The organism is Streptomyces sp. NPDC058052 (assembly GCF_042885515.1).
In the GTDB taxonomy this organism is placed as follows: Bacteria; Actinomycetota; Actinomycetes; order Streptomycetales; family Streptomycetaceae; genus Streptomyces.
In genome coordinates, this window is sequence record NZ_JBHVRX010000007.1 from 165592 (window position 1) to 191507 (window position 25916).

30 protein-coding genes are annotated in these 25916 nt (G+C 72.5%); 20 read left to right on the top strand and 10 right to left on the bottom strand.

The window, feature by feature from the left end:
* Positions 1-7 precede the first annotated feature (7 nt).
* The 9 genes from ACFVU3_RS12730 to ACFVU3_RS12770 all read left to right on the top strand — a co-directional run bounded on the left by ACFVU3_RS12730 (position 8) and on the right by ACFVU3_RS12770 (position 6335).
* On the top strand, positions 8-349 hold the full coding sequence (locus ACFVU3_RS12730) for a TadE/TadG family type IV pilus assembly protein (protein ID WP_390065887.1): 342 nt from the start codon (positions 8-10) through the stop codon (positions 347-349).
* Positions 346-819 carry a TadE/TadG family type IV pilus assembly protein gene (locus tag ACFVU3_RS12735; RefSeq protein WP_390065888.1) on the top strand — a complete coding sequence of 158 codons (474 nt, stop codon included), beginning with the start codon at positions 346-348 and terminating at the stop codon, positions 817-819. The genes ACFVU3_RS12730 and ACFVU3_RS12735 overlap by 4 nt, the downstream gene beginning before the upstream one ends.
* Positions 816-2171: a CpaF family protein gene (locus ACFVU3_RS12740; protein ID WP_390065889.1), complete on the top strand. Its 1356-nt coding sequence runs from the start codon at positions 816-818 to the stop codon at positions 2169-2171. The genes ACFVU3_RS12735 and ACFVU3_RS12740 overlap by 4 nt, the downstream gene beginning before the upstream one ends.
* A gap of 29 nt (positions 2172-2200) precedes the next feature.
* The gene (locus tag ACFVU3_RS12745; protein WP_390065890.1) at positions 2201-3160 is read left to right on the top strand and encodes a type II secretion system F family protein; all 960 of its coding nucleotides are present in this window, start codon (positions 2201-2203) and stop codon (positions 3158-3160) included.
* A 15-nt stretch (positions 3161-3175) separates the two neighbouring features.
* Positions 3176-4066 carry a DUF5936 domain-containing protein gene (locus ACFVU3_RS12750; protein ID WP_390065891.1) on the top strand — a complete coding sequence of 297 codons (891 nt, stop codon included), beginning with the start codon at positions 3176-3178 and terminating at the stop codon, positions 4064-4066.
* Positions 4067-4249: 183 nt separating this feature from the next.
* Positions 4250-4447 carry a Flp family type IVb pilin gene (locus ACFVU3_RS12755; protein ID WP_390065892.1) on the top strand — a complete coding sequence of 66 codons (198 nt, stop codon included), beginning with the start codon at positions 4250-4252 and terminating at the stop codon, positions 4445-4447.
* 2 nt (positions 4448-4449) lie between these two features.
* Entirely contained in the window at positions 4450-5109 is a 660-nt protein-coding gene (locus ACFVU3_RS12760; protein ID WP_390065893.1) for a pilus assembly protein TadG-related protein, read from the top strand.
* Positions 5110-5123: 14 nt separating this feature from the next.
* A complete protein-coding gene (locus ACFVU3_RS12765) occupies positions 5124-5696 on the top strand; it encodes a hypothetical protein (protein ID WP_390065894.1) in 573 nt (190 codons plus the stop codon).
* 9 nt (positions 5697-5705) lie between these two features.
* Entirely contained in the window at positions 5706-6335 is a 630-nt protein-coding gene (locus ACFVU3_RS12770; protein WP_390065895.1) for an OmpA family protein, read from the top strand.
* A gap of 74 nt (positions 6336-6409) precedes the next feature.
* Here the strand turns inward: ACFVU3_RS12770 and ACFVU3_RS12775 are convergent, their stop codons facing one another.
* The 3 genes from ACFVU3_RS12775 to ACFVU3_RS12785 all read right to left on the bottom strand — a co-directional run bounded on the left by ACFVU3_RS12775 (position 6410) and on the right by ACFVU3_RS12785 (position 8365).
* Positions 6410-6754: a hypothetical protein gene (locus ACFVU3_RS12775; RefSeq protein ID WP_390065896.1), complete on the bottom strand. Its 345-nt coding sequence runs from the start codon at positions 6752-6754 to the stop codon at positions 6410-6412.
* A 2-nt stretch (positions 6755-6756) separates the two neighbouring features.
* A complete protein-coding gene (locus tag ACFVU3_RS12780) occupies positions 6757-7293 on the bottom strand; it encodes a DUF6232 family protein (protein WP_390065897.1) in 537 nt (178 codons plus the stop codon).
* A gap of 172 nt (positions 7294-7465) precedes the next feature.
* Positions 7466-8365 carry a hypothetical protein gene (locus ACFVU3_RS12785; protein ID WP_390065898.1) on the bottom strand — a complete coding sequence of 300 codons (900 nt, stop codon included), beginning with the start codon at positions 8363-8365 and terminating at the stop codon, positions 7466-7468.
* A 154-nt stretch (positions 8366-8519) separates the two neighbouring features.
* Between ACFVU3_RS12785 and ACFVU3_RS12790 the strand changes: the two genes are divergently transcribed.
* The 4 genes from ACFVU3_RS12790 to ACFVU3_RS12805 all read left to right on the top strand — a co-directional run bounded on the left by ACFVU3_RS12790 (position 8520) and on the right by ACFVU3_RS12805 (position 11356).
* Positions 8520-8912, top strand: a complete 393-nt coding sequence (locus ACFVU3_RS12790) for a hypothetical protein (RefSeq protein ID WP_390065899.1) — start codon at positions 8520-8522, stop codon at positions 8910-8912.
* A gap of 149 nt (positions 8913-9061) precedes the next feature.
* Positions 9062-9460, top strand: coding sequence for a hypothetical protein (locus ACFVU3_RS12795; protein ID WP_390065900.1), 399 nt, complete (start codon positions 9062-9064; stop codon positions 9458-9460).
* Between the two features lie 214 nt (positions 9461-9674).
* Positions 9675-10133, top strand: a complete 459-nt coding sequence (locus tag ACFVU3_RS12800) for a hypothetical protein (protein WP_390065901.1) — start codon at positions 9675-9677, stop codon at positions 10131-10133.
* Positions 10134-10255: 122 nt separating this feature from the next.
* Positions 10256-11356 carry a mannosyltransferase family protein gene (locus ACFVU3_RS12805; protein ID WP_390065902.1) on the top strand — a complete coding sequence of 367 codons (1101 nt, stop codon included), beginning with the start codon at positions 10256-10258 and terminating at the stop codon, positions 11354-11356.
* Here ACFVU3_RS12805 and ACFVU3_RS12810 read toward each other — a convergent pair.
* Positions 11317-11724: a DUF192 domain-containing protein gene (locus ACFVU3_RS12810; protein WP_390065903.1), complete on the bottom strand. Its 408-nt coding sequence runs from the start codon at positions 11722-11724 to the stop codon at positions 11317-11319. The genes ACFVU3_RS12805 and ACFVU3_RS12810 overlap by 40 nt on opposite strands.
* Positions 11725-11753: 29 nt before the next feature.
* Here ACFVU3_RS12810 and ACFVU3_RS12815 point away from each other — a divergent pair, with 29 nt between their 5' ends.
* Entirely contained in the window at positions 11754-12491 is a 738-nt protein-coding gene (locus tag ACFVU3_RS12815; protein ID WP_390065904.1) for a prepilin peptidase, read from the top strand.
* Positions 12492-12841: 350 nt separating this feature from the next.
* Here ACFVU3_RS12815 and mgrA read toward each other — a convergent pair whose 3' ends face one another.
* A complete protein-coding gene (gene mgrA, locus ACFVU3_RS12820; protein WP_390065905.1) occupies positions 12842-13879 on the bottom strand; it encodes an L-glyceraldehyde 3-phosphate reductase in 1038 nt (345 codons plus the stop codon).
* Between the two features lie 129 nt (positions 13880-14008).
* Between mgrA and ACFVU3_RS12825 the strand changes: the two genes are divergently transcribed.
* The 5 genes from ACFVU3_RS12825 to ACFVU3_RS12845 all read left to right on the top strand — a co-directional run bounded on the left by ACFVU3_RS12825 (position 14009) and on the right by ACFVU3_RS12845 (position 19734).
* Complete coding sequence (locus tag ACFVU3_RS12825; protein ID WP_390065906.1) at positions 14009-14770, top strand: isoprenyl transferase; 762 nt, start codon at positions 14009-14011, stop codon at positions 14768-14770.
* 307 nt (positions 14771-15077) lie between these two features.
* The gene (locus ACFVU3_RS12830; RefSeq protein WP_390065907.1) at positions 15078-16403 is read left to right on the top strand and encodes a PhoH family protein; all 1326 of its coding nucleotides are present in this window, start codon (positions 15078-15080) and stop codon (positions 16401-16403) included.
* Between the two features lie 400 nt (positions 16404-16803).
* Complete coding sequence (locus tag ACFVU3_RS12835) at positions 16804-17526, top strand: transglycosylase SLT domain-containing protein (protein WP_390065908.1); 723 nt, start codon at positions 16804-16806, stop codon at positions 17524-17526.
* 100 nt (positions 17527-17626) lie between these two features.
* A complete protein-coding gene (locus ACFVU3_RS12840; RefSeq protein WP_390065909.1) occupies positions 17627-19063 on the top strand; it encodes an AI-2E family transporter in 1437 nt (478 codons plus the stop codon).
* On the top strand, positions 19060-19734 hold the full coding sequence (locus ACFVU3_RS12845) for a hypothetical protein (protein ID WP_390065910.1): 675 nt from the start codon (positions 19060-19062) through the stop codon (positions 19732-19734). The genes ACFVU3_RS12840 and ACFVU3_RS12845 overlap by 4 nt, the downstream gene beginning before the upstream one ends.
* Before the next feature lie 66 nt (positions 19735-19800).
* Here the strand turns inward: ACFVU3_RS12845 and ACFVU3_RS12850 are convergent, their stop codons facing one another.
* Together ACFVU3_RS12850 and ACFVU3_RS12855 are read right to left on the bottom strand one after the other, a co-directional pair.
* Entirely contained in the window at positions 19801-20334 is a 534-nt protein-coding gene (locus tag ACFVU3_RS12850) for an alkyl hydroperoxide reductase (protein WP_390065911.1), read from the bottom strand.
* Between the two features lie 2 nt (positions 20335-20336).
* Positions 20337-20891, bottom strand: coding sequence for a peroxiredoxin (locus ACFVU3_RS12855; RefSeq protein WP_360318015.1), 555 nt, complete (start codon positions 20889-20891; stop codon positions 20337-20339).
* Between the two features lie 133 nt (positions 20892-21024).
* On the opposite strand from ACFVU3_RS12855, the gene ACFVU3_RS12860 reads away from it, so the two are divergent.
* Positions 21025-21999, top strand: a complete 975-nt coding sequence (locus tag ACFVU3_RS12860) for a hydrogen peroxide-inducible genes activator (protein WP_390065912.1) — start codon at positions 21025-21027, stop codon at positions 21997-21999.
* 106 nt (positions 22000-22105) lie between these two features.
* Here ACFVU3_RS12860 and ACFVU3_RS12865 read toward each other — a convergent pair whose 3' ends face one another.
* From ACFVU3_RS12865 to ACFVU3_RS12875, 3 genes are read right to left on the bottom strand one after another with little or no spacing between them, the layout of a single operon-like run.
* On the bottom strand, positions 22106-24466 hold the full coding sequence (locus tag ACFVU3_RS12865) for an FtsX-like permease family protein (RefSeq protein WP_390065913.1): 2361 nt from the start codon (positions 24464-24466) through the stop codon (positions 22106-22108).
* Positions 24454-25137 carry an ABC transporter ATP-binding protein gene (locus ACFVU3_RS12870; RefSeq protein WP_390065914.1) on the bottom strand — a complete coding sequence of 228 codons (684 nt, stop codon included), beginning with the start codon at positions 25135-25137 and terminating at the stop codon, positions 24454-24456. Before ACFVU3_RS12870 ends, ACFVU3_RS12865 begins: the two co-directional genes overlap by 13 nt.
* On the bottom strand, positions 25134-25658 hold the full coding sequence (locus ACFVU3_RS12875) for a PadR family transcriptional regulator (protein WP_390065915.1): 525 nt from the start codon (positions 25656-25658) through the stop codon (positions 25134-25136). The genes ACFVU3_RS12870 and ACFVU3_RS12875 overlap by 4 nt, the downstream gene beginning before the upstream one ends.
* Positions 25659-25916: the final 258 nt, after the last annotated feature.

Sequence of the window (25916 nt, forward strand, 5' to 3'; positions counted from 1 at the left end):
GGGACAGGTGGCGGTGGAGTTCACCGGCATGGTCCCGGTCGTCCTGCTGACCCTCGCCCTGCTCTGGCAGGTGGTGCTGGTCGGGTACACCTTCACCCTGGCGGGGAACGCGGCGGACGAGGCGGCGCGGGCCGCCGCCGTGGACGGCGACTGCGACGGCGCCGCCCGCCGGCACCTCGACGGGGCCTGGTCGGGGGCCGAGGTGACGTGCCCGGGCGGCCCGTCCGGCGGCATGGTCACCGTGACCGTGAAGGTCCCGGTCCCCCTCCTCTTCCCCGGCCTGGGCTCCTTCGACGGGGTCGAGGCGACGGCCGGCGCGGTCCACGAGGGGCCGGTGACGACGCCGTGAACCGGAAGCGGGTGTGGCGGCGCGGTGCCCGGCCGGGCGGGACGGGCCTGCCGGGCGACGCCCCTCGGAGCCGTACCGCATCGCGGCCTCGCCGTCGGGACCGGGGCCAGGCGGCCATCGAGTACCTCGGCTTCCTGCCCATCCTGCTGCTGGTCGGCCTCGCCGGACTCCAGCTCGGCCTGGCCGCGTACGCGGCGCAGCAGGCGGGGACGGCGGCGCGGGCGGCCGCCAGGGCCGCGACCAGGGACGTACCGCCGGGGGAGGACCCGATCGACCCCCAGGCGGCGGCGGACGCGGCCGTGTCCGGCTGGATCGATCCCCGTCTCACCCACGGCGGCGGAGGCGGCGAGTACACCGCGACCGTCACCGTCCGCATCCCCCAGGTCGTCCCCTTCTGGACCTTCGACCCGGTCGTCCGCACCGCCACCATGCCCCTGTCCGAGTCCCCGGAGGAGGACGACCTGCCATGAGCCTGCGCGCCCGCATCCACCACTCCGGCGACGACCCGCGCGCCCTCGGGCCCGGCGGGGGCCGGGAGGACGGCCATCTCGTCGCGTCCTTCCGGGCCAAGCTCCTGGAGGAGATCGACCTCACCGAGATGTCCGCGCTCGCGGCGACCGAACGCCGCGCCCGGCTCGAACGCGTCCTCGGGCACATCATCAGCCGCGAGGGCCCCGTCCTCTCCACCGCCGAACGCACCCGGCTCATCCGCCGGGTCGTCGACGAGGCCCTCGGGCTCGGCGTCCTCGAACCGCTCCTCGAAGACGCCTCCATCACCGAGATCATGGTCAACGGCCCCGACCAGATCTACATCGAGCGCGGCGGCCGGGTGGAACTCCTCCCGCTCCGCTTCGCCTCCCACGAACAGCTCATGCAGACCATCGAGCGGATCGTCTCCACCGTCAACCGGCGCGTGGACGAGTCGAATCCGATGGTCGACGCCCGCCTGCCCTCCGGCGAACGCGTCAACGTGATCATCCCGCCGCTCTCCCTCACCGGCGCCACGCTCACCATCCGCCGCTTCCCCCGCGCCTACACCCTCCACGAGATGATCGGCCTCGGCTCGCTCGACGAGCAGATGCTGCTGCTCCTCTCCGGCCTCGTCCAGGCGAAGTTCAACATCATCGTCTCCGGCGCCACCGGCACCGGCAAGACGACCCTCCTCAACGCCCTCTCCGGCCTGGTCCCCGAGGGCGAGCGGATCATCACCATCGAGGACTCGGCCGAGCTCCAGCTCCAGCAGTCCCACGTCATCCGCCTCGAAGCGCGCCCGCCGAACATCGAGGGCCGCGGCCAGGTCACCATCCGCGACCTCGTCCGCAACTCGCTCCGCATGCGCCCCGACCGGATCATCGTCGGCGAGGTCCGCGGCGGAGAGACCCTCGACATGCTCCAGGCCATGTCCACCGGCCACGACGGCTCCCTCGCCACCGTCCACGCCAACGCGGCCGAGGACGCCCTCATGCGCCTCCAGACCCTGGCGTCGATGTCCGAGGTCAAGGTCCCCTTCGAGGCCCTGCGCGACCAGATCAACAGCGCCGTCGACGTCCTCGTGCAGCTCACCCGGCACCCCGACGGCACCCGGCGCGTCACCGAGATCGCGATCCTCGCCTCGCACGGCCGCGAACGCTTCCTCCTCGCCACCGTCTGCCACTTCCGGGCCGAACCGCTCTCCGCCGACGGGCGCGTGCACGGCCGGTACGTCCACCACCCGCTCCCGCGCCGCGTCGCCGAACGCCTCTACATGGCCGGCCAGCCCATACCGCCCGCGTTCGGCGTGGCCGCCGACGACACCCACCTCGCCACCCGCGAAGCGACCTAGGAGGCCCTGATGGACCTGGGAGGGCCTCGATGACCTCGCCGACCCCGCTGACCGACCCGTTCTGGCTGACGACCGGAGCGGCGCTGCTCGCCTGCGTCCTCGGCGTCGCCGGCGTCCAGGTGTACGCGAACGGGGCGCGGCGCCACGCGGCGCTCGTCGCCCGCCTCGACGAGACCGCCGCCCCCGAGGCGACCGGCCGCCGCCGGCGCCGCTTCGCCGCCCTGGACCGGCGGGTCCGCGCCACGGCCCTCGGACGCAACCTGGAACGCCGGATCGCCGCGACCGGACTGGACATGACCCCGGGCGAGTTCACGGTCGCCCTGGCGGCCTCGGTGACCGTCCTCTGGACCATCGGCCAGGCGGCCCTCTCGCCGTTCTTCGGCCCGATCTGCGGCCTGCTCGGGATATGGGTCGCCCTCGGCTACCTCGGCTGGCAGCGGCAGAAGCGCATCGAACGCTTCATCAACCAGCTCCCCGAACTCTCCCGCATCCTGGCCAACGCCACCCAGGCCGGACTCGCCCTCCGCATGGCGATCAGCCTCGCGGCGGACGAGATGGAGTCCCCGGCCGGCGACGAACTGGAGAAGGTGGCCCAGCAGCTGGCCGTCGGCACCTCCCTCGACGACGCCCTCGCCGAACTCGCCGAACGGCTGCCCTCCCGCGAACTCGTCGTCCTCGTCACCACCCTCGTCCTCGCCAACCGGGCCGGCGGCACCGTCGTCTCCTCCCTCCGCAACCTCACCGAGACGCTGGAACAGCGCAAGGAGACCCGGCGCGAGGTCCGCACCCAGCTCTCCCAGGTGAGCATGACGGCGTACGCGGTCCCGGTCATCGGCTTCGGCTCGCTCCTCCTCATCGACAACATGCAGCCGGGCGCCCTCGACCGCATGACCGGCTCACCCCTCGGCCAGGGCGCGGTCGTCGTGGCCTGCGCGCTGTACGTCCTCGGCTTCGCCGTCATCCGCCGCTTCTCGAAGATCGACGTGTAGGGGCCGGTGCCACCGATGCTCGAACTCGCCCTCGCCCTCCTCGCCGGCCTCGCGGTCGCCGGCTTCGCCTACGGCCTGCGCCTCTACCGCGCGGACGCCAAGCTCCCCGACGACCTCCGCCTCGCCCTGGAGGTCGGCGCCACCCGCACCGGCGCGGTCGACTCCGCCGTCGACCGCCTCGGCATGCGCTGGTCCCCCACGGTCCTCCGCTGGATGGGCCCGAAGCGCGTCGGCGCCGTCCGCCGCCGCATCGACCTCGCCGGCAACCCCGGCGGCCTCACCATCGACCGGTACGGGGCGCGGCGGGCCGTCTACGGCTTCCTCGGCGGCCTCGGCGGCCTGCTCATGCTCACCAAGGGCTCGTACGTCACCGCGGCCCTGCTCTTCGCCTTCGGCGCCTTCTGGACGGAGGTCGGCATCTGGTCGGCGGTCCGCATCCGCAAGGACCAGATCGAACGCACCCTCCCCGACTTCCTCGACGTCCTCGCGGTCGTCGTCTCCGCCGGCCTCGGCTTCCGCCAGGCCCTGGAGCGGGTCGCGGACAAGTACTCCGGCCCCTGGTCCGACGAACTCCGCATCACCCTCCGCCAGATGGACATGGGCGTCACCCGCCGCCAGGCGTTCGACGAACTCCGCCGCCGCAACGACTCCGAGCAGGTCGCCCAGTTCGTGACCGCGCTCCAGCAGGGCGAGGAGCTGGGCGCGCCCATCGTCGACACGCTGATCCAGATCGCCGAGGACATGCGCCGCACGGACGCGCAGAACGCGCGGCGCAAGGCCGCGAAGGCGGTCCCCAAGGCGACGATGGTCATCACGACCCTGATGGTCCCGGCCACGATGATCCTCCTCGGCGCGGGCCTCTTCCTCGGCACCGGCACGGACCTCGGCTCGATCGCCGGCGAATGAGGCGGCCCCCGATGCGACTTCCCCCAACTCCCCACGGACCCACCACCCCAGGCCATAACCTGCCGGAGTACAAGGTCCCGCCCATGACCCGATCTGACGAACGACGCCAGGGACCCTGTGCACCACAGGGACCACGGGCGTACCGTGCGACTGCGCAAGCGTCAGACCGCGGAGGGGACCACGATGAACGACGCGCTGCTGAAAGCCCTGACCAGGACCAGACTCATCCTGCAGTCCCGGGGCGACCGGGGGCAGACGGCGGTGGAGTACCTGGGGATCATTGTGGTGGTGGTGGCGATCGTCATCGCGATCACGGGTACGGACATCGGCACGACGATTCTGACGGCCATCAAGAACAAGATCGCGGATCTGACCGGGTAGCGGTGCGGTGCGGAGGGCGAGAGTCGGGTCAAGCATTTCCCGCTTACGTCGCGGTGATCGCCGGATTGCTCTTTCTCGCCTTTGTCTACTTTGCCGTCGGACAGGCCGCAGTCCTGCGTAACGGCGCTCAAACCGCCGCCGACGCGGCCGCCCTCGGGGCCGCTCAGGACGCCCGGGACCAGCTCCGGGAGGGTTGGCTCGATGCGATCGCTGATCCGACACAGTGGCAACAGTTCGTCCAGGGTGAGGGATATGAACCGGAGCGGGCGTGTCAGCGTGCGATCGGTTTCGCCGCCGCCAATGGTGCCGAGCTTCTGTTCGAGGATTGCGTGCCGCTGGAGTTCGGATTCACCGTAGCCGTGCAGAGTAAGGAGAGCGTCGGGGAGTCGATAGTTCCGGATACTGCCGAGCGGCGTGCCAAAGCGTCGGCCTCTGCAGTGCTCGAACCACTGTGCACGTTCAATCCTTCTGAACCGAGCCCGGACCCGAGCATGGAGCCGGATCCGTCCAACACGCCACCAGCGGAGCCCGAGGAGGAAGAACCTGAACCGATCTCGGGGCTCACCTGTGGGGGTGAGGCTTGGGAGGTCGACCCGGAGGACCCTGTGCTTCCTGGAGTCGATGTCCTCTATCGCGTTCGACTGGCCGGTGACGACGAGTAAAGGAAGCGCATTTCATGAATGTCTCACACGCGAGAGGGGGGTTCATCGCTCTCGCGGTCTCAGCGTCGTTGCTCGTTGCTGGTTGCGGCACCGACGGCGAACCCAAGGCATCAAGCAAGCCGGCCACGGCAACCTCGTCTTCTCAGCAGCCTGCTCCTACGCAGGCGGAGCAGGAGACTGAGGAACCGACGGAGCCACTGGTTGTTACGAAGGGGCAGGACGGATTCGAGCTGGCTATCGGTTCCGCTGAGCGCGATGCGGGTGGATTCCTCACGATCAAGGGAACTCTGAAGAACACTGCAGCGAAAGGGCGTGCCGTCCCTGATGCGGTGAGAGGCAATGAGACGGAGGTCTTGAAGCACGGTACGTCGCTCGGCGGTGCGACTTTGGTCGACGGCTTGGCCAAGAAGCGCTACTACGTTCTGCGCGACACGGACGGCCGCCCCTTGGCCACAACGGGACTGAGCATCCTTCCTGCAGGGAAGTCTATTGATGTGTTCATGCAGTTCCCTGCACCCCCCGCGTCCACCACCGAGGTCTCGTTCCAGTTGCCCACCTTCGAACCCGCCACGCTCAAGCTCTCCTGAGGCGACGTCATGACAACGACGACAGGACGACGACGCAGACTGGCCGCGCTCGCGGTCGTGGTCATCACGGTGTGGCCGGTGGGCGGGGGGACCGCTTTCGCGGACGATCCGCCGGGGAGCACGAGCTCCTCGCCGCCGCCCGCCATCGATTCCGGCTCGCCGGGGCTGATGCTGCCCGACGGTGCGACGCTCGCGCCCGCCAAGGTGCTCGACATCAAGCAGATTGTCGAGGAGGAGGGCGGCGAGCAGCGGCGCGAGGACACGAACGTGGACGTGACGTTCGCGCTCCAGGCCGAGGTGCTGTTCGCGAAGAACAGCGCCAGGCTCAGCCCGGCCGCCACCGCGCGGATCCGCGCCATCGCGGGGGAGGTGCGGACGCAGGGGTCCGGGCGGGTGCGGGTGTTCGGGTTCACGGACAACCTGGGGACGTACGAGCACGGGCTGAAGCTGTCCAAGGAGCGGGCCGTCGCCGTGCAGCAGGTGCTCGCGCGGGAGCTGGAGCCGGGGACCGCGTACGACATCCGCGGGTACAGCGAGGACTACCCGATCGCCGACAACCGCACCGAGGAGGGCCGGAAGAAGAACCGGCGCGTGGAGATCTCGTTCCCGCGCACGGTTCCGCCCGCCGCCGCTCCCTGAGCGCGAAACGGCCGAAGGGCCGCCCGCCGGCGAACGGCGGGCGGCCCTTCGGGCGTGGTGCGAGGGCGCAGCGCTCAGGCGCCGAGTGCGGCCAGCAGGGCCTGGACGGCGGCCACGACCGGTCCGCCCACCGCGCCCACGAGCGCCGCGATGCCGGCGATGCGGGTGAGCGGTCCCTCCAGTTCGGCGCGCGTGGCGTCGGCGTCGAGGTCCGCCGCGGCCGCGTCGAGCTCCGCGCGGCGCGTCTCGTCCAGGTGGGTGCGGAGTCCTTCGATGGCCGCGAGGAGGTCGTCGAGGGCCGTCGACGGGGTGGCGGCGGCGCCCACCGTCTTGCCGCCGGCCACGATGTCGCCGGAACCGGTGTGGCTCGCCTTGCCGATGCTGCCGGCGCCGTACTGGTGGATCTGGTCGCTGCTCATCGTCACCCTGCCTGGATGTTGCCGTGGCCGAAGTGGTTGGCCTGTCCGATGCTGTTGGCGCCGTACTGCTGGATGATGTCGCCGTGGTGGACGGCGTGCTGGACGTAGAAGGTCTGATGGGCCTCGTCGGGCTTGCCGATCGCCTTGGTGATCTCCACGACCAGGTGGTCGATCTCGCCCTTCTCGGTGCTCCACACCGTGTCCCGCTGGGTGCCGGCCGTGTTCACGATCAGGCCGAAGAGCACGGGGAGGTCGGGCTGCCGCACCTTGACGACGAGCCGCCAGATCATGAAGCCCATGAGGGCGAGGACGAGCAGGTACAGGACGTCGTTCTGGATGGCTCCCGCGGCGACCATGCCGAAGACGCCGACGAACCAGATCCGGGCGATGCCGACGATCAGGTCCTTGGTGATCTTCTTCTTCACGGGTACGAGGCGGCGCTGTCCCACGTGGGAGATGTTCCGCAGGGGATAGGCGTCACCGCCGACCCATAAAGACCCGGTGTGGATCTGCACCTCGACCGGGCTGTGACGTGCCATGCGCTTCCCCTTCCCCAGGAAACCAGTGCTTCACTCTAGCGGAGCAGCGTCGGATCGCATGTGGCTCAAAGGCGGTCCGGAGAACGGGGATTGACGGGTAGTCGGATCCGTCCCACCGGCGTGCGCGCGGGCGCGTTTCCCGGGCGCGCCTCCCCTCCGGGTCCCGGCCCCCTCACCCGCGGAGGCCCGTCCCGCGGAGGTCCGTCCCGCCGAGTTCCGTCAGCGCCGCTCGTACCGTCGCCGTCATCCGGTCCGGGCGGGTGAAGACCTCCCGGGCGGTGAAGCGGAGGACGCGGCGGACCTCCGGGCAGGACTGGAGCGCGTTGAAGCGGGCGATGTCGCGTTCGTGCGCCCGGCGCGTGCCGTGGTACGCGTACCCCTCGACCTCCACCGCGAGGCCCGCCGCCCGGAAGAGGAAGTCCGGGTGGAGGACCTGGCCCCGGGGCGTCCGCAGCGCGGGCTGGCACTCGGGGAGGAGGGACGCGTCGGCCATCCGCAGCCGGGCCACGGTCTCGGCCGGGGAGCCCGCGGCCGGGTTGGCCAGCGGGAGCCAGGCGCGGGCGCGCGGGGCTCCGGGGCGGCGGACGGACAGCTGCGCGGCCAGTTCCTCGTAGCGGACCGGCGGGTCCCTCCGCACGCCCTCGACCACCCGGCGGGACAGGGCCGAGTCCGCCGTCGCGACCGCCTGCTCCCTGCTGCCGCTCGCCCGTATCAGGTCCGCGACCGTCCGCGCGGCCGTCGTCGCCCGCAGGCCGCGGCGCAGGCAGACGTCCTCCGGCGGCAGCGACGCCCGGGTGCCGGGCGGTGCCGGCGGGGGCGCCAGGACCTCGATGCGGTGGAGGCGCGCGGCCGTCCCGTGGCCGCACACCCGCCGCGGGCGGAGCAGCTGGAGGGCGGTCTCCCGGACGTGCCAGTCCGTCTCCTTGCCGGGCGCCGCCCACGCGCCCCGGCAGATCCGCTGCCAGCCGTCCTGCCGCAGGCGCGTGGCGAGGCGGCCCGGCGGCCAGCCCGCCGCGAGCGCCCAGACCGTGAGGAGCACCCCGCCCCGGGCGAGGATCGCCAACTCGTACATACGCGCAAGGTTCCACGGAAGGGCGACACTTCGCACCCCCTGTGGAAAACCCGCTGAAAGTTGTCCCCAGGAAAACGCAAAAGTGTCGGGACAGGACCTCGGGGCAGGAGCATTCTGGACCGAAACACCACAACGTTCCGGGGCAGGGCCGCCGATGCCGCACTCCAGTCCTCAGACCGCCGGCACGACCGGCGTGCAGCTCGTCCACGATCTCGTCGTGCGCGTGCCCGCCTTCCGCGGCGCGTACGAGAGTCATGTCTTCCGGCAGGGCGGGGTCCTGCCGCACGTCTTCTTCTGGGACGTCGTCCAGGGGACCGTCCGCTCCTTCCTCGCGCTCGCCGACGCGGGGGAGCCGGAGCCCGACTGGCGCCGCACCCTCGACTTCCTGGAGGAGCAGTGCGGTCGCGGCGACACCGTCGTCGACGAGGTGATCGTGACCTCCTTCCTCGGCGACCTGCCGTCCCCGCACGAGCCCGGCCACGGCATCGTCCGGCAGCTCGGTCCCGTCATGGCGGCCCGGTTCGTGCGCATGCGCCCCCGCGGCTGAGGTCCGGGCGGGACTCCGGGAACCGCTCCGGGCGGGACTCCGGGAACCGCTCCGGGCGGGACTCCGGGAACCGCTCCGGGAAGCGCTTCGGACGCCCGCCGGCGGGGTAGCGTCCCGGGGTCGTGCGAGGGTCCCCGGGAGGTCGAGGCGTGCTGAGCGAAGACGACGTCCTGGCGGCGGTGCGGCGCAGCCTCGGGGCCGCGGCGGGAGACGGCGCGGCCTTCCCCGCGCAGGGCGCCCGCATCACCCGGCACCTGCTCGTCGACGGGGAGATAGTCCGCTGCGTCGAGACCCGCGAGGAGCGGCCCGGCTTCCACCGGGGCGGCAAGGACCTGTCCGGCCGGCCCGAGTACGACGACATCGACCGGTACCCGCTGCCCGCCCCCGCCGACCCCGGCGCCCGCTCCACCCTGCTGCTGGTGCGGCGCGGTTCGGTGGACCCCCGGGCCTGCGCCGTCTGCACCAACGGTCGGCAGCACTGCGCGCGCTGCCGGGGCGCCGGGGACGTGACGTGCCCGCCCCTCCGTGCCCTGCGGGGCGTGCGGTGAGGGCCCGTGCTGCCTCGGCTGCGAAGGCACCGGCAAGCGCGCCCGGGTGCCGGCCGACCGGCCGGAGGGGGAGACGGCGGCCCGGGTCCGCTGCCGGATGTGCGGGGCCGAGGACGCGGCGTGCGCGAAGTGCCGGGGAGCCGGGCGGAAGAAGTGCGCGGTGTGCGGCGGGACCGGGTCCCGCTCCTGCCCCGACTGCGAGGGGGCCGGCACGGTGAGCCACACGTTCTGCGGCGGCACCGGCAGATACGTGGAGTGGACCGAGGGGGTCATCTCCCGCGAGCCGGTCGTGGACGAGATCAAGGAGACCTCGGCCCTGCCCGCCCGGGCGTTCGGGTGGACGAACGAGCTCGACGCCTGGGGCCGCGTGGACCTCGTCGGCGAGGAGGTCGTCCCGGTGGCGGGCGAGGACGCCGACGAGGAGGTCGCCGCCTGGCTGAAGCCCCGGCTCGGGGTCCACGACGGCGAGGTCGGCCGCCGCGTCGGCGTCCGCCACCTGTCGCTGGCCCGCGTCACGCACGACGCCCACCCCCACCGGGTGTACGTCGTGATCCCGGGGCGCGCCGCGCCCCGGGTCGTCCGGCTGCGCTCCCGGCGCCGCACCTGGCAACTGGTCGCCGTCGCGCTGCTGCTTGCCGCGGCCGCCGTCACGGTCTCCCGCCTCCTCGCGTAGCCGGCCGAGGCCGCCCCTCCGCGCCGGCCGAGGGTGCCCCTCCGCGCCGGCCGAGGGCACCCCTCCGCGGCCCGCGCGGGGCGGCCCGGGGCGGCCCGGGGCGCCTCGGGATAATCGGGCGCATGTCCCCGCCGACCAGCCGTTCCCCGATCCTGCTCGCCCTCGGCGGGTACGCCGCCACCCGGATCCTCGGGCTCGCCGTCCTCGCCGTCGCCGCCGCCGCGACCGGCAAGGACGGGTTCCACCGGCTGAGCGGGCGCTGGGACGCGGTCTGGTACGTGCGGATCGCCGAGCACGGATACGGGTACCAGGTCACGCTCCCGAACGGGGACGTCCACGCCGACCTGGCGTTCTTCCCGCTCCTCCCGGCCCTCGAACGGGGCCTGGCCGCCGTCCTGCCGCTCGACGCCGCCGGCGCCGGGCTGCTGGTCTCCTGGACCGCGTCGGTCGCCGCCGCCTGGGGCCTCTTCCGCTGCGGCGAGCACGTCGTCTCGGCGCGCGCCGGGGTCCTGCTGGCCGTGCTGTGGGGGGTGTACCCGACCGCGTTCGTGCAGTCGATGGCGTACACCGAGACGCTGTTCACCGCGTGTGCCGCCTGGTCGCTGTACGCGGTGCTGCGCGGCCGCTGGATCCTCGCCGGACTGCTCTGCGCGCTCGCCGGACTCACCCGTCCCACGGCCGCCGCGCTGATCGCCGCCCTCGGCGTCACCGCGCTCGTGGCGCTGGTCAGCGACCGGCGGCTGCCGTGGCGGACGGTCGCCGGGGTGCTGCTCGCGCCGCTCGGCTGGCTCGGGTACGTCGTGTACGTCGGGGTGCGCGAGTCGAGCGCCACCGCCTACTTCGACGTGCAGGCCGCGTGGGGGAACTCCATCGACGGCGGCGTCGCCCTCGCCCGCTTCATCGTCTCCCTGCCGTGGCCCGCGGCGCTCGGCCTGTGCGCGGCGCTCGCGCTCCTGGCGTGGCTGGTGGCGCTCTGCGTCCGGCAGCGCCAGCCGCTGCCGCTGCTCGTCTACACGGTGGGCGTCGTCGTGGTGTCGCTCGTCGGTGCCGCGTACTTCGGCTCCCGGCCGCGCCTGATGATGCCCGCCTTCGGCCTGCTGCTGCCGCCCGCCGCCGCGCTCGCCCGGCTGCGCACCGGCACCGCCGCCACGGTCCTCGCCGTCCTCGCCCTGGCCTCCGCGGTCTACGGCGCCTTCACCCTCCTCGGCCCGGGCCCGCCCTGACCGTCCCCGCCGGGCTCCGGCGCGACCGTCACCCGCACCCCCGGCCGCAGCCCCCATCCCGCCATCGCGCCCGCCTCCGCCTCCACCACGTGCCGGGCGCGGAGCCGGAGCGCCCCGAGCCGGCCCGGGGGCATGGTGACGACCGCGAGGACCCGCAGGTCCCGGTCGAGGTGGGCGACGTCGATCGGGAAGCGCATGCCGAAGGTGTGGACGCTGCTCGCCGGGGTGAGGAGCATCGCCCCGGCGACGCCGTCCCGCCCGAGCAGCCCGCGCCGCCGCGCCCGGTACGAGGCGGCGATCTCCAGCGGGACCACCGCGCCCCCCGGCACCGTCAGCGCCGCCGTCCCGTCCCGCCAACTCCGCCCCATGCGCCCGACCTTAGACCTAAGGTCGGGCCGTGTACGCCTCGCTGATCGTTCTCGCCGCCCTCTGGGGTGCCGCCGTGGGGCTGCTCGTGCCCCGGGCCGCGTACCGGCTGTCCGTGGAGCCCGAGGAGCCCTGGCGGGAGCTGTGCCCGGCGGGGCACCGGCTCGCCGGACCGGGCCGCGGATGGCTCGGCGGGCCCGGCCGGGCCGGGTGCGCGACCACGCCGGCGCCGTTCGCGGTGCCGGTGCTGACCGCGGCGGTCTGCGCGCTGCTGGCCGCCGCCACCGGCGGGCCCCGGCCGGAGCTCGCCGTCTGGCTGCTCGCCGCGCCCTTCGGGGTGCTGCTCGCCTGCGTCGACGTCCGGGTGCAGCGGCTGCCGGACGGGCTGACCCTGCCGCTCGCGCTGGCCGTGCCGCTGCTGCTGGGGGCCGCCGAGCTCCTCCCGTACGACGCCGGGTCCTGGACCCACGCCCTGCTCGGCGCCCTCGCGCTCGGCGGCGGCTATCTGGCGCTGCACCTGATCAGCCCGCAGGGCCTCGGCTTCGGCGACGTGAAACTGGCCCTGCCGCTGGGCGCCGCCCTCGGCTGGTACGGCTGGGGCGTGCTCTTCACCGGCGCCTTCCTGGGCTTCCTGCTCGGCGCGGGATACGGCTTCGGGCGCGTCCTTCTCGGCCGGGCGGGCCGTTCCTCCGCCATCCCGTTCGGCCCGTTCATGCTCTCCGGCGCCCTCCTGGGGCTGGCCCTCGGCGCCTTCACCGGCGTGCCCTGAGGGGCCGGGTCCGCTCCGCCGTCCGCGCGGCTCCGCAGCGCCACCGGACCGTCGCGGAGCGCCACTCCACCCGCGTCCACCAGCCCGGGCGTCAACGTGGCGCGGGGCCGGGGCGTTCCCCCGTCGGAGGGACGGAAGTCCGCCGCCACGCCGGGGCGCAAACCCGCCACAGGGGCCCGGACCCCTTGGGGCGCCTGGGATCCGGGGAAATCCGGCGGCTTCGTTCGGCGCAGGTGGCGCGCAGCCCGACTAACGAAGGGTTATGGTGGAACCCCCCCCTCGGGCCGGTCCGTATCCCCCCCACGGACCGGCCCGTTTTTTCTTTCCCGGGTCCCCGGACCCGGCGGGCGTCAGCCCCGGCGGGCCCAGATGTTGGTGCCCTCGGTGTCGACGGCGAAGTGGTCGATCTCCTTCAGCTCCGCCTCCGTCAGCGGCGCGGAGGCCAGCGCCGCCACGTTCTCCTCCAGCTGCCCGACGCTCGACGCGCCGATCAGGGCCGAGGTCATCCGCGGATCGCGCAGCACCCACTTCAGCGCCAGCTGGGCCAGCGACTGCCCGCGCCGCCCGGCGATCTCCGCGAGGCCGCGCAGCCGTCGCAGCACCTCGTCGGAGAGCAGGTTCGGGTCGAGGGACTTGCCCTGGGTGGCGCGGGAGCCCTCCGGGACGCCCTTCAGGTACTTGCCGGTGAGCAGGCCCTGGGCCAGCGGCACGAAGGAGATGCAGCCCATGCCGGCGGTCTCCAGGGTGTCGAGCAGCCGGTCGTCCTCGGTCCAGCGGTTGATCATCGAGTACGAGGGCTGGTGGATCAGGGCCGGGACGCCCATCTCCTTCAGCAGCCGCGCGGCCTCGGCGGTCTGCTCCGCGTTGTACGAGGAGACGCCGACGTACAGCGCCTTGCCCTGCTGGACCGCGGAGGCGAGCGCCCCCATGGTCTCCTCCAGCGGGGTCTCCGGGTCGAAGCGGTGCGAGTAGAAGATGTCGACGTAGTCGAGGCCCATCCGGTTCAGGGAGGCGTCGAGCGACGACAGCAGGTACTTGCGGGAGCCCCACTCGCCGTACGGGCCGGGGTGCATCTCGTACCCGGCCTTGGTCGAGACGATCAGCTCGTCCCGGTAGGGCGCGAAGTCCTGCGCGAAGATCTTGCCGAAGTTCAGCTCGGCCGAGCCGGGCGGCGGGCCGTAGTTGTTCGCCAGGTCGAAGTGGGTGACGCCGAGGTCGAAGGCGCGGCGGAGGAGCGCCCGCTGCGAGTCCAGCGTGCGGTCGTCGCCGAAGTTGTGCCAGAGGCCGAGGGAGACGGCGGGGAGCTTGAGCCCGCTGCGGCCCGAGCGGCGGTACTCCATGGAGTCGTAGCGCTCCGCGGCGGCGCGGTAGAGGGGGGATTCAGTCACGTATCTCTGCTTATCACGGACTTGTGACAGTCCCGTACGGAGTTGTGACACGCCCGGACTGGGACCCTTCATCCGACCGCAGTAGGGTGGCGGCTTGCGAACCGCCCGCCCATGGAGGGGTAAAGAACAGTGAACCTGCGCGACCTGGTGTACGGGCTCTACGCGCGCCGGGTGGAAGGCCGTCTCGACCACGCTCAGGTGCCCAAGCACATCGGGGTCATCCTCGACGGCAACCGGCGCTGGGCCAAGGCGTCCGGCGGCACCCCCGAGCAGGGACACAAGGCGGGCGCGGACAAGATCCGGGAGCTCCTCGGCTGGTGCGCCGAGACCGACGTCGAGGTCGTCACCCTCTGGATGCTCTCCACGGACAACCTGAACCGCCCCGAGGAGCAGCTCGTCCCGCTGCTCGGGATCATCGAGGACGCGGTGAAGGCGCTCGCCTCCGACGGGCGCTGGCGGGTGCACCACGTCGGCACCATGGATCTGCTGCCGGCCCGGACCCAGACGGTCCTCAAGGAGGCCGAGGAGTCCACCCGGGGCAACGCCGGGATACTGGTGAACGTCGCCGTCGGCTACGGCGGCCGGCAGGAGATCGCGGACGCGGTCCGCTCCCTCCTCCTGGACCACGCCGAGCGCGGCACCAGCTTCGAGGAGCTGGCGGAGACCGTCTCCATCGACCTCATCTCGGAGCACCTGTACACGCGCGGGCAGCCCGACCCGGACCTGGTGATCCGCACCAGCGGGGAGCAGCGCCTGTCCGGATTCATGCTGTGGCAGAGCGCCCACTCCGAGTACTACTTCTGCGAGGTCCACTGGCCGGCCTTCCGCAAGGTCGACTTCCTGCGGGCGCTGCGCGACTACGCCGCCCGGCACCGGCGCTACGGCTCCTGAGCCCCCTTCCACCCCTCTCGACGGGCGAGCCCGGGGGAGTCACCGGACGTTCATGAACACGCCGTCATATGCCCTGGCATGGCGGGGAGTGTTCGAGGGCATAAGCCTGGTGAAGTGAGCGGCACGGAGACCGCCACCCGGGAGGCCCCTTGCACCAGGACGACCGTGCGGGACACGTACGGGAGAAGCGGAGGGCCGGTGTTCGGCCCGCGCTGGGCGGTCCGATCCCGGTCCCATTCCGCCGCGACAACGGTGATTCCGTCGCACCCCGGCCTCATTCGGGTCTTCAGAGGGGGTCTGTCCTTCCGTGGTGACCAGCACGAAGCGCCGCCTTTCCGATCGGCGCACCTATGTTCTCGACACCAGCGTCCTGCTCGCCGATCCCAAGGCGATGTCCCGCTTCGAGGAGCACGAGGTCGTGCTCCCCATCGTGGTGGTGACCGAGCTGGAGGCGAAGAGGCACCACCCCGAACTCGGCTACTTCGCCCGCCAGGCCCTGCGCCTGCTGGACGACTTCCGGGTCCGGTACGGACGCCTGGACGCCCCCCTGCCCATCGGGGATCTCGGCGGCACGCTGCGGGTCGAGCTCAACCACTCCGACCCCGGCGTCCTGCCGGCCGGCTACCGGCTGGGCGACAACGATTCCCGGATCCTCGCCGTGGCGCGCAACCTCCAGGCCGAGGGGTACGACGTCACGGTCGTCTCCAAGGACCTGCCGCTGCGCATCAAGGCGTCCTCGGTGGGCCTGCTCGCCGAGGAGTACCGGGCCGAACTGGCCATCACGGACGCCAACGGGTGGACCGGGATGTCCGAGCTGAGCCTCTCCGCCGAGCAGATCGACCTCCTGTACGACCAGGAGCGGCTGTACGTGCCGGAGGCGTCCGAGCTGCCCGTGCACACCGGCCTGGTGCTCCAGTCGGAGCGCGGCAAGGCGCTCGGCCGCGTCGGCGCCGACGGGAACGTGCGGCTGGTCCGCGGCGACCGGGAGGCGTTCGGGATCCGGGGCCGCAGCGCCGAGCAGCGGATCGCACTCGACCTGCTCCTCGACCCGGAGGTCGGGATCATCTCGATGGGCGGCCGGGCCGGCACGGGCAAGTCGGCGCTCGCGCTCTGCGCGGGTCTGGAGGCCGTCCTGGAGCGCCGGCAGCACCAGAAGGTGATGGTCTTCCGTCCGCTGTACGCGGTCGGCGGCCAGGACCTCGGCTATCTGCCGGGCAGCGAGTCGGAGAAGATGAGCCCCTGGGCGCAGGCGGTCTTCGACACGCTCTCGTCGGTCGCGGGCCGCGAGGTGATCGAGGAGGTGCTGTCCCGGGGGATGCTGGAGGTCCTTCCGCTCACCCACATCCGGGGCCGCTCGCTCCATGACGCCTTCGTCATCGTCGACGAGGCCCAGTCCCTGGAGCGGAACGTCCTGCTGACCGTTCTGTCCCGTATCGGCGCGAATTCGCGGGTGGTCCTCACCCACGACGTGGCCCAGCGGGACAACCTGCGGGTGGGGCGGTACGACGGAGTCGTCGCCGTGGTCGAGAAGCTGAAGGGGCATCCGCTCTTCGCGCACGTCACCCTGACCCGCTCGGAGCGGTCCCAGATCGCGGCCCTGGTCACCGAGATGCTGGAGGACAACCACCTGTAGGACACGGGTGCCCGATTCGTACCCATTGACTCCCGTACGGGAGTTGGCGCCGTCCGGCGAAGCGCAGGAGCTTAGCCGGACGGCGCCCCCATGTCCGCAACATCCGTCAAAACACCTGCGCCCGCAGGGGTGTGAGCTTTCACACGCAACACGGAATTGCCTTGCGGTGTCCGCGTCCGGCAAAGTCTTGCTTCCGTCAGGCCCCGCATACGGCACCCGTGCACCTTCGCCCGTTCGAAGCCCCGCACAACAGCACCGCACAACTCCACAACCGTCGCCGTATGCCGCCCACAGCACCACGGGCCCGTGTCTTCTGTGACCCGGTACGACGAAGACCAGCGCCAGGGGCACGATTTCGCCCGCGTGGTCACCGCTGCGGGCGATGCTGGAAGGAAACCGTGTGAGCCGGATCTCGGTCCGGGGATTCGCGGTGGCGTCTGCCACTGCGGTCACCACCGTCGGCGCCGTCGTCGGAGTTGCCACGGGCAACGCCGCGCAGGCCACTTCGGACGACAACTTCGAGGCCGCCGCGGCCGACAGCACGCTGCTCGCGGACATTCCCGCGGGCGCGCAGGCGCAGGTACAGGTCGCCTCCCTCGCGGAGCAGGCCGACGTCCAGGCCGCCGCCGCGGACGCCACCGTGCGCAAGAACGCCGAGGAGGCCGCCCGCTTCAAGGCCGCCGAGGACGCCGAGGCGAAGAAGAAGGCCGCCGACGAGAAGGCCGAGCAGGAGAAGAAGGAGCGCGAGGAGCAGGAGGCCCGCGAGAAGGCCGAGCGCGCCAGCCGCGAGGCCGTCCGCGACGCGTCCAGCTTCTCCGCGCAGGGCTCGTACTCCATCTCCGAGGTCAAGGCGATCGCCCGCCAGATGATCCCGGCCTCGCAGTTCCAGTGCTTCAGCAACATCGTGGACCACGAGTCCGGCTGGAACTACCGGGCGCAGAACCCGTCCTCGGGCGCCTACGGTCTCGTCCAGGCGCTGCCGGGCACCAAGATGTCCTCGGCCGGCGCCGACTGGCAGACCAACCCCGCCACCCAGATCAAGTGGGGTCTCAGCTACATGAACGGCCGCTACGGCAGCCCCTGTGGCGCCTGGTCGTTCTGGCAGGCCAACCGCTGGTACTAGACCGGCACTCGCTCAACCCCGGGGAGCCCCGCACCGTCCTACGGTGCGGGGCTCCCTGCGTGTAGGTTGCCAGGGACCGAACGGGGGGAAGAGGAACGAGATGTCGAGACTGCCAGGATGGCTGCGCCGACTGGGCGAGGGCATCAGCCGCATCGGAAGCGAACTGGACGCCCGGCGCGCCGAGGCCGACCGGCCCGGGGAGGAGGCCGGACCGCCCTACGAGCGGCCGAGGGCGACGCCCGCTCCGGACGCGGCGCCGCGGGCCGGGGTGCCGGCCGCCGAGCCGTCCGACGGCTCCGCCGCCGCGTCCGACGCCGGGGCGGTCGCCGTCGCCGAGGGCCGTACCGTCCCCGCGCCGCCGGCCTACGCCCCCGCCGTCCCCGCCCGGCCCGACCCGGTCTCCGCCATCCCGTGGGGCCTGCGGGTCGCCGGCGAGGCCGGCTGGCGTCTCCTCGTCCTCGCCGGCACCGTCTGGGTGCTGATGCGGGTCATCAGCTCCGTCCAGCTCGTCGTCCTCGCCTTCGTCGCCGCGCTCCTGGTGACCGCGCTGCTCCAGCCGACTGTCGCCCGGTTGCGGACCATGGGCGTGCCGCGCGGGCTCGCCACCGCCATCACCGCCATCTCCGGCTTCGTCGTGATGGGGCTGGTCGGCTGGTTCGTGGTGTGGCAGGTGATGGACAACATCGACAACCTCACCGACCGGGTCAGGGACGGCATCGAGGAGCTGAAGCGCTGGCTCCTGGACAGCCCCTTCCACGTCACCGAGCGCCAGATCAACGACATCGCCAAGAACCTCAGCGACACCATCGGCGCCAACGCCGAGCAGATCACCTCCGCCGGCCTCCAGGGCGTCACGGTCATCGTCGAGACCATGACCGGCATCCTGCTCGCCATGTTCTCCACCCTCTTCCTGCTCTACGACGGGAAGAAGGTCTGGGAGTGGACGCTCAAGCTCGTCCCGGCGCAGGCCCGGCCCGGGGTCGCCGGCGCGGGTCCGCGCGCCTGGCGCACCCTCACCGCCTATGTGCGCGGCACCGTCCTGGTCGCCCTCATCGACGCGGTCTTCATCGGCCTCGGCCTGTACTTCCTCGACGTGCCGATGGCGGTCCCGCTCGCCGTCTTCATCTTCCTCTTCGCCTTCATCCCGCTCGTCGGCGCCGTCATCTCCGGCGCCCTCGCGGTGCTGGTCGCGCTCGTCACCAACGGCGTCTTCACCGCGCTCATGGTGCTCGTCGTGGTCCTCGCCGTGCAGCAGATCGAGGGCCACGTCCTCCAGCCGTTCATCCTCGGCCGGGCCGTCCGCGTCCACCCGCTCGCCGTGGTCCTCGCGGTCGCCGCGGGCGGTCTGACCGCCGGCATCGGCGGCGCCGTCGTCGCCGTCCCGCTCGTCGCGGTCTCCAACACCGTCGTCGGCTACCTCAAGGCGTGGAGCCAGGAACCGGCGCTGCTCACCTCCCCCGAGCCGCGGGGCGCGACCGCCTACGAGGTGGCGCCGACCCCGGCGCCCGGATCGCCGGAACGGAAGGGCAAGGCGTGATCTCCGAACCGGAACTGGAGGGCGGTGCCCCCTTCGAGACGGCCGAGGTGCTGACGGAGGAGCGCCCGCCGCGCCTGCCGCAGGGCCGCCGGCCCTGGCTGTGGGGACTCGCCGGCGCGGTCCTCGCCTCGGCGGTGTGGGGCGCGGGACTGTACGCGTACGAGCGGAAGGCGGATCCGGGACCGGACCTGGGCGGGTACAAGCCGGTGGACGCGCCCTGCGACCTGGCCGAGCTGAAGGCGCTCGGCGCGGTGCTCGGCAAGCGGTCCGGGGGCGGCACGGGGCCCGTCCTGGACACGCCGGTGCTGAGCGAGGCGTCCTGCTCGGTGGGGTTCGGCCCGGAGGCCACCGGCCAGTCCGTCGACATCAGCTACACCCTGCACAAGGTCACCGACCCCGGACCCGAGTTCGCGGCGCGCGCCGAGCAGCACGGCTATCTGGGCGAGATCGAGGGCGTGGGCGAGCAGGCGTTCTTCGAGGACCAGGGGGAGGAGGGCGGCAGGATGTGGATCCTCGACGGGCAGGCGGAGCTGAGGATCGAGATCTACCGCCAGCAGTCCTTCGACGAGCACGGGAATCCGATCGGGACGGGCCCGGCGCTCGACCTGTCCGGGATCGACGTGCCGATGAGCCAGGACGCGCTCGCCCTCATCGCGGCGCTCAAGAAGTAGCGGGGACACGGGGAAGGGCCCCGGAGCGCATCGCTCCGGGGCCCTTCCTCCGTACGGCTCCGCCGGCTACTCGGCGAGGACGGCCTCCGCGTCCAGGGTGACGGCGACCGCCTGGATCACCGCGGCGATCTTGAACGCCTCCTGGATCGTCTCGCGGTCGACGCCGGCCTTGCGCAGGACCTGCTCGTGCGAGTCCAGGCACTGGCCGCAGCCGTTGATCGCGGAGACGGCGAGCGACCAGAGCTCGAAGTCCACCTTCTCGACGCCCGGGTTGCCGATGACGTTCATCCGCAGACCGGCCCGCATCGTCCCGTACTCGGGGTCCGACAGCAGGTGCCGGGTCCGGTAGAAGACGTTGTTCATCGCCATGACGGCGGCGGCGGACTTGGCGGCCTGGTACGCCTCGGGCTTCAGGTTCGACTGGGCCTCGGGCTCCAGCTCCTTCAGCACCTTCGGCGAGCGCGAGGCGATCGCGCAGGCCAGCACGGTGCCCCACAGCTGCTGCTGCGGGAGCTCGCTGTTGCCGATGACCGAGCCGAGGTTCAGCTTCAGGTCCTTGGCGAAGTCCGGTACGGCGGCCTTCAGCTCATCGAGGGCCATGCTCACTCACCGGCCAGGAGCTTGCCGGCGTCCAGGGTGTCCTCGCCCTTGTTCCAGTTGCAGGGGCAGAGCTCGTCGGTCTGCAGGGCGTCGAGGACCCGCAGGACCTCCTTGGGGTTACGGCCCACGGAACCGGCGGTCACCATGGTGAACTGGATCTCGTTGTTGGGGTCCACGATGAAGACGGCACGCTGGGCGAAGCCGTCCTCGCCGCGGACGCCGCAGTCGCTCATGAGCTCGTGCTTCGAGTCGGCGAGCATCGGGAAGGGCAGGTCGCGCAGGTCGGCGTGGTCCTTGCGCCAGGCGTGGTGGACGAACTCGGAGTCGCCGGAGACACCGAGGATCTGGGCGTCGCGGTCGGCGAACTCGTCGTTCAGCTTGCCGAACGCGGCGATCTCGGTCGGGCAGACGAAGGTGAAGTCCTTCGGCCAGAAGAACACCACGCGCCACTTGCCCTCGTAGGACTTGTGGTCGATCTGCGCGAACTCCTTGCCGCTCTCCAGCGACACGCAGGCGGTCAGGTCGTAGGTGGGGAACTGGTCACCGACAGTGAGCACGCGCTCTCCTTGCAAGTCGGAAGGATCCCTTTTGGGGGCTTCCATGAGGGGTTGGACGGATCACAGCATGGCACGCAGTGCATTGATCAGGGAAATAGCTAGAGTGGGTCGTGTTGATCGAAGGTGGTTATCAGTGGCATCCCCGTACGCTCCCCAGCACGGACCCCAGCGGGCCAAGCAGCCGAGCCTCTCCCAGCTCAGAGCCTTCGCGGCGGTCGCCGAGCACCTGCACTTCCGCGACGCGGCGGCCGCCATCGGCATGAGCCAGCCCGCGCTCTCGGGCGCGGTTTCGGCACTCGAAGAGGCACTCGGTGTCCAGCTCCTGGAGCGGACCACCCGCAAGGTGCTGCTCTCGCCCGCCGGCGAACGGCTCGCGGTCCGCGCCCGGGCCGTCCTCGACGCCGTCGCCGAGCTGATGGAGGAGGCCGAGGGCGCCCAGGCGCCCTTCACCGGCGTGCTGCGCCTCGGGGTCATCCCCACCGTCGCCCCCTACCTCCTCCCCGACGTGCTCCGGCTCGTCCACCGCCGCTACCCCGACCTCGACCTCCAGGTCCACGAGGAACAGACCGCCACCCTCCTGGAGGGGCTCGCCGCCGGCCGGCTCGACCTGCTCCTCCTCGCCGTCCCCCTCGGCGTCCCCGGCGTCACCGAGCTCCCGCTCTTCGACGAGGACTTCGTGCTCGTCACCCCCGAGGGGCATCCGCTGGCCGGCCGCGGCGACATCCCGCGCGAGGTCCTCAAGGAGCAGCGGCTGCTCCTCCTCGACGAGGGCCACTGCCTGCGCGACCAGGCCCTCGACATCTGCCGCGAGGCCGGCCGCGCCGACGGGCCCGAGGTCACCACCACCGCCGCCGGGCTCGCTACCCTGGTGCAGCTGGTGGCCGGCGGGCTCGGCGTGACGCTGCTCCCGCGCACCGCCGTCACCGTCGAGACCGCCCGCAACACCGCCCTGTGGACCGGCGTCTTCGCCGAGCCCGCGCCCACCCGGCGGATCGCCCTCGCGATGCGCGCCGGCGCGGCCCGTCAGTCCGAGTTCGAGGAGCTGGCCGAGGCGCTGCGCGAGGAGCTGGCGGCGCTGCCGGTACGGGTGCTGGGCGCGGATTCCTGACCCCGGACCGCCCGGGAGCGGACGCGTGACATGCGGAGGCGCGGGCTCCCGACACCCCCCGGTGCCGGGAACCCGCGCCCCCCGTCTCGTACATCCGTCCGACGGGTTACTCGGTACGCAGCCCGTCCGCGCGCATCAGCCGCCACAGCAGCGGCAGGCTGAGCAGCGTCACCGCCGCGATCAGCGCGACGCCGATGCCGACGACGGGCAGGAAGACCCACCAGTCGTGCACCCGCTGGTCCGTCATCGCCAGCAGGACCGAGCCGAGGCCGATCCCGCCCGCCACCGCGAGGGCGAGTCCGACGGCGATCGGCACCGCCGTCTGCCACAGCACCGAACAGCTCAGCGTGGAGCGGCGGGTGCCGAAGGCGACCAGCGAGGAGAGCAGCCGCTTGCGGTCCCGCAGCTGCTCCAGGGTCGCGACCAGCAGCGAGGCCGCCACGAGCAGCATCGTGAGCGTCGAGCCGACGAGGATGCCGGTGCGGACGCTGAGGAAGCGGGAGCTCTGCTCGGTGTCGCTCAGCCCGCGGACGGTGGCCGTCGGGTCGATCGCCAGGGCCGCGTTCCGCACCAGCTCGGGGGCGTCGGGGACGGCCGGGTCGAACCGGACCATCACCTCGGCCTGCGGGGCGTCGAGGCGGGCCGCGTCGATCGCCCCCGGGGTGGTGAGGAGGCCGTAGAAGTGCAGGCCGGCCGGGTCGGTGCGGGAGGTCACGGTCCGGGCGTCGGCGGGGACCCGCCACAGCGGCATGGCGCCCTCGTGCTCCTCGGGGTCGCGGAGCGCGACCTGCGCGCCGGCCCGGGCGGTCTTCCGGACCCAGCCGGCGTCGGGGGCGTCGGTGGCGCCCTTCGGCGGCAGCACCACGAAGGCGTCGCCGTCGGCGCAGGAGGGCAGCGTGGCGAACTCGCGCAGCGAGGCGCAGTCGCCGACGGCGAGCGGGGTGATCGGCGCGAAGTCCTCTCCCGGCTCCAGCGGGCCGGGCCGGAAGACGTGCGACGTGGTCGTGCCGATCGTCCCGGTGACGCCGTCGACGGCCGCGAGCCGGTCGATGGTCCGCCGGGCCTCGTCGCCGGTCCGGGCGTCCAGCGAGGTCTCCAGCTGGGCCCGGGTGGTGTCGTGGCCGGTGGACGAGGTGAAGTCGCGCTCCATCGCCTGGAAGAGCATCTGGAGGGCGATCGCCCCGGCCGCCGCGACCACGATCCCGCTGACCGCGCGGGCGGCGGTGCCGCTGGACAGCTGGAGCCGGCGCACCGCGAGCTGCCAGGAGACCGGGCCGCCGCTCAGCCGCTTCACCGCGGACTCGACGAGCCACGGGAGCAGACCGGTGAGGCCGATCAGGACGAGGACGGTGCCGCCGCCGATGGTGACGGTGTCGATGGCGTCGTCGTCCATCCGGATGCCGCCGATCGTCGGCGCGAGCAGCGCCGCCCCCGCGGCGAGGATGAGCAGGCGCCACCACAGCCGGCGGCGGCGCGGGGTGGCGGTGCGGACCACGCCCAGCGGCTCGATCGCCACGCCGCGCAGGGCGAAGAGGGTGACCACGACCGAGGCGACCGGCACCACGGCGAGGACCAGCAGGGCCAGCGCGGTGTGCGGGACGACGTCGGACGGGAAGGCGTTGACGTCCCAGATCTCGACGGCCCCGGCGAACTGCCGGGCGACCAGGAAGAGTCCGGCGCCCACGGCCAGGCCGAGCAGCGCCCCGGCGAGCGATTCGCCGGCCGCGATCCGCCGGGTGGTGCCGTTGTCCGCGCCGACGAGGCGGAGCGCGGCGAGGCGGCGGTCGCGCTGCTCGCCGCCGAAGCGGGCGGCGGTCGCGATGAAGACCAGGACCGGCAGCAGCAGCACCACGTACGCGATGACGACGAGGAGCAGCAGGAAGGCGTTCATCGGCTCCTCGGGCACCGACCAGCCGTAGCGCTCCGCGCGCCCGTCGTAGTTGTCGGTGGTGAGGAAGCCGGCGTGGGCGACGTACCGCAGTTCGTTGGGGCCGATGAGCCCGGCCTCGCCGATGGTCCCGACGGCCTTGTAGGGGAGCCGCTCCTTGAGCAGGGCGCCCTCGGGGGAGTCGAGCAGTTCGCCCAGGGCGGGGGAGACGAGCATCTCGCCCTCGGCGGGCACGCCCGTGGTCCCCGGCGGCGCCGGGGCCTTCGGGCCCTCCGGCTTCAGCAGCAGGCCGGTGAGGCCGGCGCCCCGGAAGGAGCTGTGCTGGGTGTAGTGGAGGAAGGTGTCGGGGCGGGGGCTCGTGACCTCGTGTGAGGCGTCGGCGGCGCGGGCCGCCTCCCGGACCTCCCGCTGGAAGAGCATGCTCGGCAGCGAGGAGGCGAGCAGCAGCAGGGCCACGCCGAAGCCGACGCCGGCCGCGGTGAGCAGCGTGCGCAGCAGGCCGGAGCGGCCGCCGGTGACGGCGAAGCGGGCGCCGAGGGTCAGGTCGCGGCCCCAGGTGCCCGGGCTCACGCCGCCCACTCCGTGTCCCGGACCGAGCCGTCGCGGACGACGACCTCGCGGTCGGACCAGGCGGCGACGCGGGCCTCGTGGGTGACGAGGACGACGGCGGCGCCGGTGTCCCGGGAGGCTTCGGTGAGCAGGCGCATGACCCGTTCGCCGTTGAGGGAGTCGAGGGCGCCGGTCGGTTCGTCGGCGAAGATCACGCGCGGGGCGGTGACGAGGGCGCGGGCCACGGCGACCCGCTGCCCCTGGCCGCCGGATATCTCGCCGGGGCGCTTGCCCGCGGTGTCGTCGACCTCCAGGCGGGCGAGCCATTCGACGGCCCGGGCCTCGGCGGCCTTCCGCTTCTCGCCGTTCAGCCGGAGCGGCAGCGCCACGTTCTCGGCGCAGGTCAGTTCGGGGACGAGCTGGCCGAACTGGAAGACGAAGCCGAAGTCGGTACGGCGCAGGGCGCTGCGGGCGGTGTCGGAGAGGGCGGTGAGGTCGCGCCCGTCGTAGGTGAGGGTGCCCGCGTCGGGGCGGACGATGCCGGCGAGGCAGTGCAGCAGGGTGGACTTGCCGGAGCCGGAGGGGCCCATGACGGCGACGACCTCGCCCGCGCGGAGGGCGAAGTCCGCGCCGGAGAGCGCGGGGGTGGGGCCGTACGCCTTGGACAGTCCGGTGGCGCGGAGGAGGGGGGCGGTGGTCATCGGCGGACCTCCTCGGCGAGCCGGTCCAGCCGGGCGGCGGTCAGTTCGAGCCAGCGCAGGTCCGCCTCCAGGTGGAAGAGGGCGTGGTCGCAGATGAGCTGGTCGGCGAGGTCGCCGTCCTTCTTGCGGCGGGTGAGCTCGCGCATCAGGCGCAGGTGCTCGGCGCGCTGGGTGTCGAGCAGTTCGGCGGCCCCGCGGCCGGTCATCAGGGCGAGGACGACCTTGGTGTAGAGCGTGGACTGGAGGTACGGCTCCGGCTTCTCGGGGGTCGCGAGCCACGCGGCGACATCGGTGATGCCGGCGTCGGTGATCGCGTACCGCTTGCGCTCGGGGCCGCCGCCGGGTTCGACGCCGTCGACGACGACGAGGCCGTTCTTCAGGAGGCGGGACATCGTCGAGTAGACCTGGCCGTAGTGGAGCGGCCGGTCGTGGCCGAACCGCTCGTCGAAGGCGCGCTTGAGGTCGTAACCGTGGCGCGGGCCGGTCTCGAGGAGTCCGAGAAGGGTGTGACCGATGGACATGAGTGTCACTGTACACGGGGTGTATACGCACGTTGTATAGCCAGGTGGGGCGGGACCGGATGCCGGCGCGCACGAAAACGGAGCGGGTCCTTCACGCAACCATCACGTCCGTCCGGGCGTCGGTTCCCCTGGGGGTGGGTGCTGATTCTCACGTCCTGAAAAGGCGTGATCGGTTGCCCTATGTCCGCACTGCCGGTGTTAGCTTGCTGAGCTGATCCGGCGGCTCGCCGGGCCACGGGCGACGGGACACACGACGAG

Coding starts and splice junctions, on each gene's coding strand:
- ACFVU3_RS12840 (WP_390065909.1), top strand. CDS start 17,627: ATGTCGAGACTGCCAGGATGGCTGCGCCGACTGGGCGAGGGCATCAGC.
- ACFVU3_RS12790 (WP_390065899.1), top strand. CDS start 8,520: ATGCCGCACTCCAGTCCTCAGACCGCCGGCACGACCGGCGTGCAGCTC.
- ACFVU3_RS12775 (WP_390065896.1), bottom strand. CDS start 6,754: ATGAGCAGCGACCAGATCCACCAGTACGGCGCCGGCAGCATCGGCAAG.
- ACFVU3_RS12780 (WP_390065897.1), bottom strand. CDS start 7,293: ATGGCACGTCACAGCCCGGTCGAGGTGCAGATCCACACCGGGTCTTTA.
- ACFVU3_RS12870 (WP_390065914.1), bottom strand. CDS start 25,137: ATGACCACCGCCCCCCTCCTCCGCGCCACCGGACTGTCCAAGGCGTAC.
- ACFVU3_RS12755 (WP_390065892.1), top strand. CDS start 4,250: ATGAACGACGCGCTGCTGAAAGCCCTGACCAGGACCAGACTCATCCTG.
- ACFVU3_RS12750 (WP_390065891.1), top strand. CDS start 3,176: ATGCTCGAACTCGCCCTCGCCCTCCTCGCCGGCCTCGCGGTCGCCGGC.
- ACFVU3_RS12770 (WP_390065895.1), top strand. CDS start 5,706: ATGACAACGACGACAGGACGACGACGCAGACTGGCCGCGCTCGCGGTC.
- ACFVU3_RS12785 (WP_390065898.1), bottom strand. CDS start 8,365: ATGTACGAGTTGGCGATCCTCGCCCGGGGCGGGGTGCTCCTCACGGTC.
- ACFVU3_RS12805 (WP_390065902.1), top strand. CDS start 10,256: ATGTCCCCGCCGACCAGCCGTTCCCCGATCCTGCTCGCCCTCGGCGGG.
- ACFVU3_RS12875 (WP_390065915.1), bottom strand. CDS start 25,658: ATGTCCATCGGTCACACCCTTCTCGGACTCCTCGAGACCGGCCCGCGC.
- ACFVU3_RS12740 (WP_390065889.1), top strand. CDS start 816: ATGAGCCTGCGCGCCCGCATCCACCACTCCGGCGACGACCCGCGCGCC.
- ACFVU3_RS12810 (WP_390065903.1), bottom strand. CDS start 11,724: ATGGGGCGGAGTTGGCGGGACGGGACGGCGGCGCTGACGGTGCCGGGG.
- ACFVU3_RS12765 (WP_390065894.1), top strand. CDS start 5,124: ATGAATGTCTCACACGCGAGAGGGGGGTTCATCGCTCTCGCGGTCTCA.
- ACFVU3_RS12850 (WP_390065911.1), bottom strand. CDS start 20,334: ATGGCCCTCGATGAGCTGAAGGCCGCCGTACCGGACTTCGCCAAGGAC.
- ACFVU3_RS12745 (WP_390065890.1), top strand. CDS start 2,201: ATGACCTCGCCGACCCCGCTGACCGACCCGTTCTGGCTGACGACCGGA.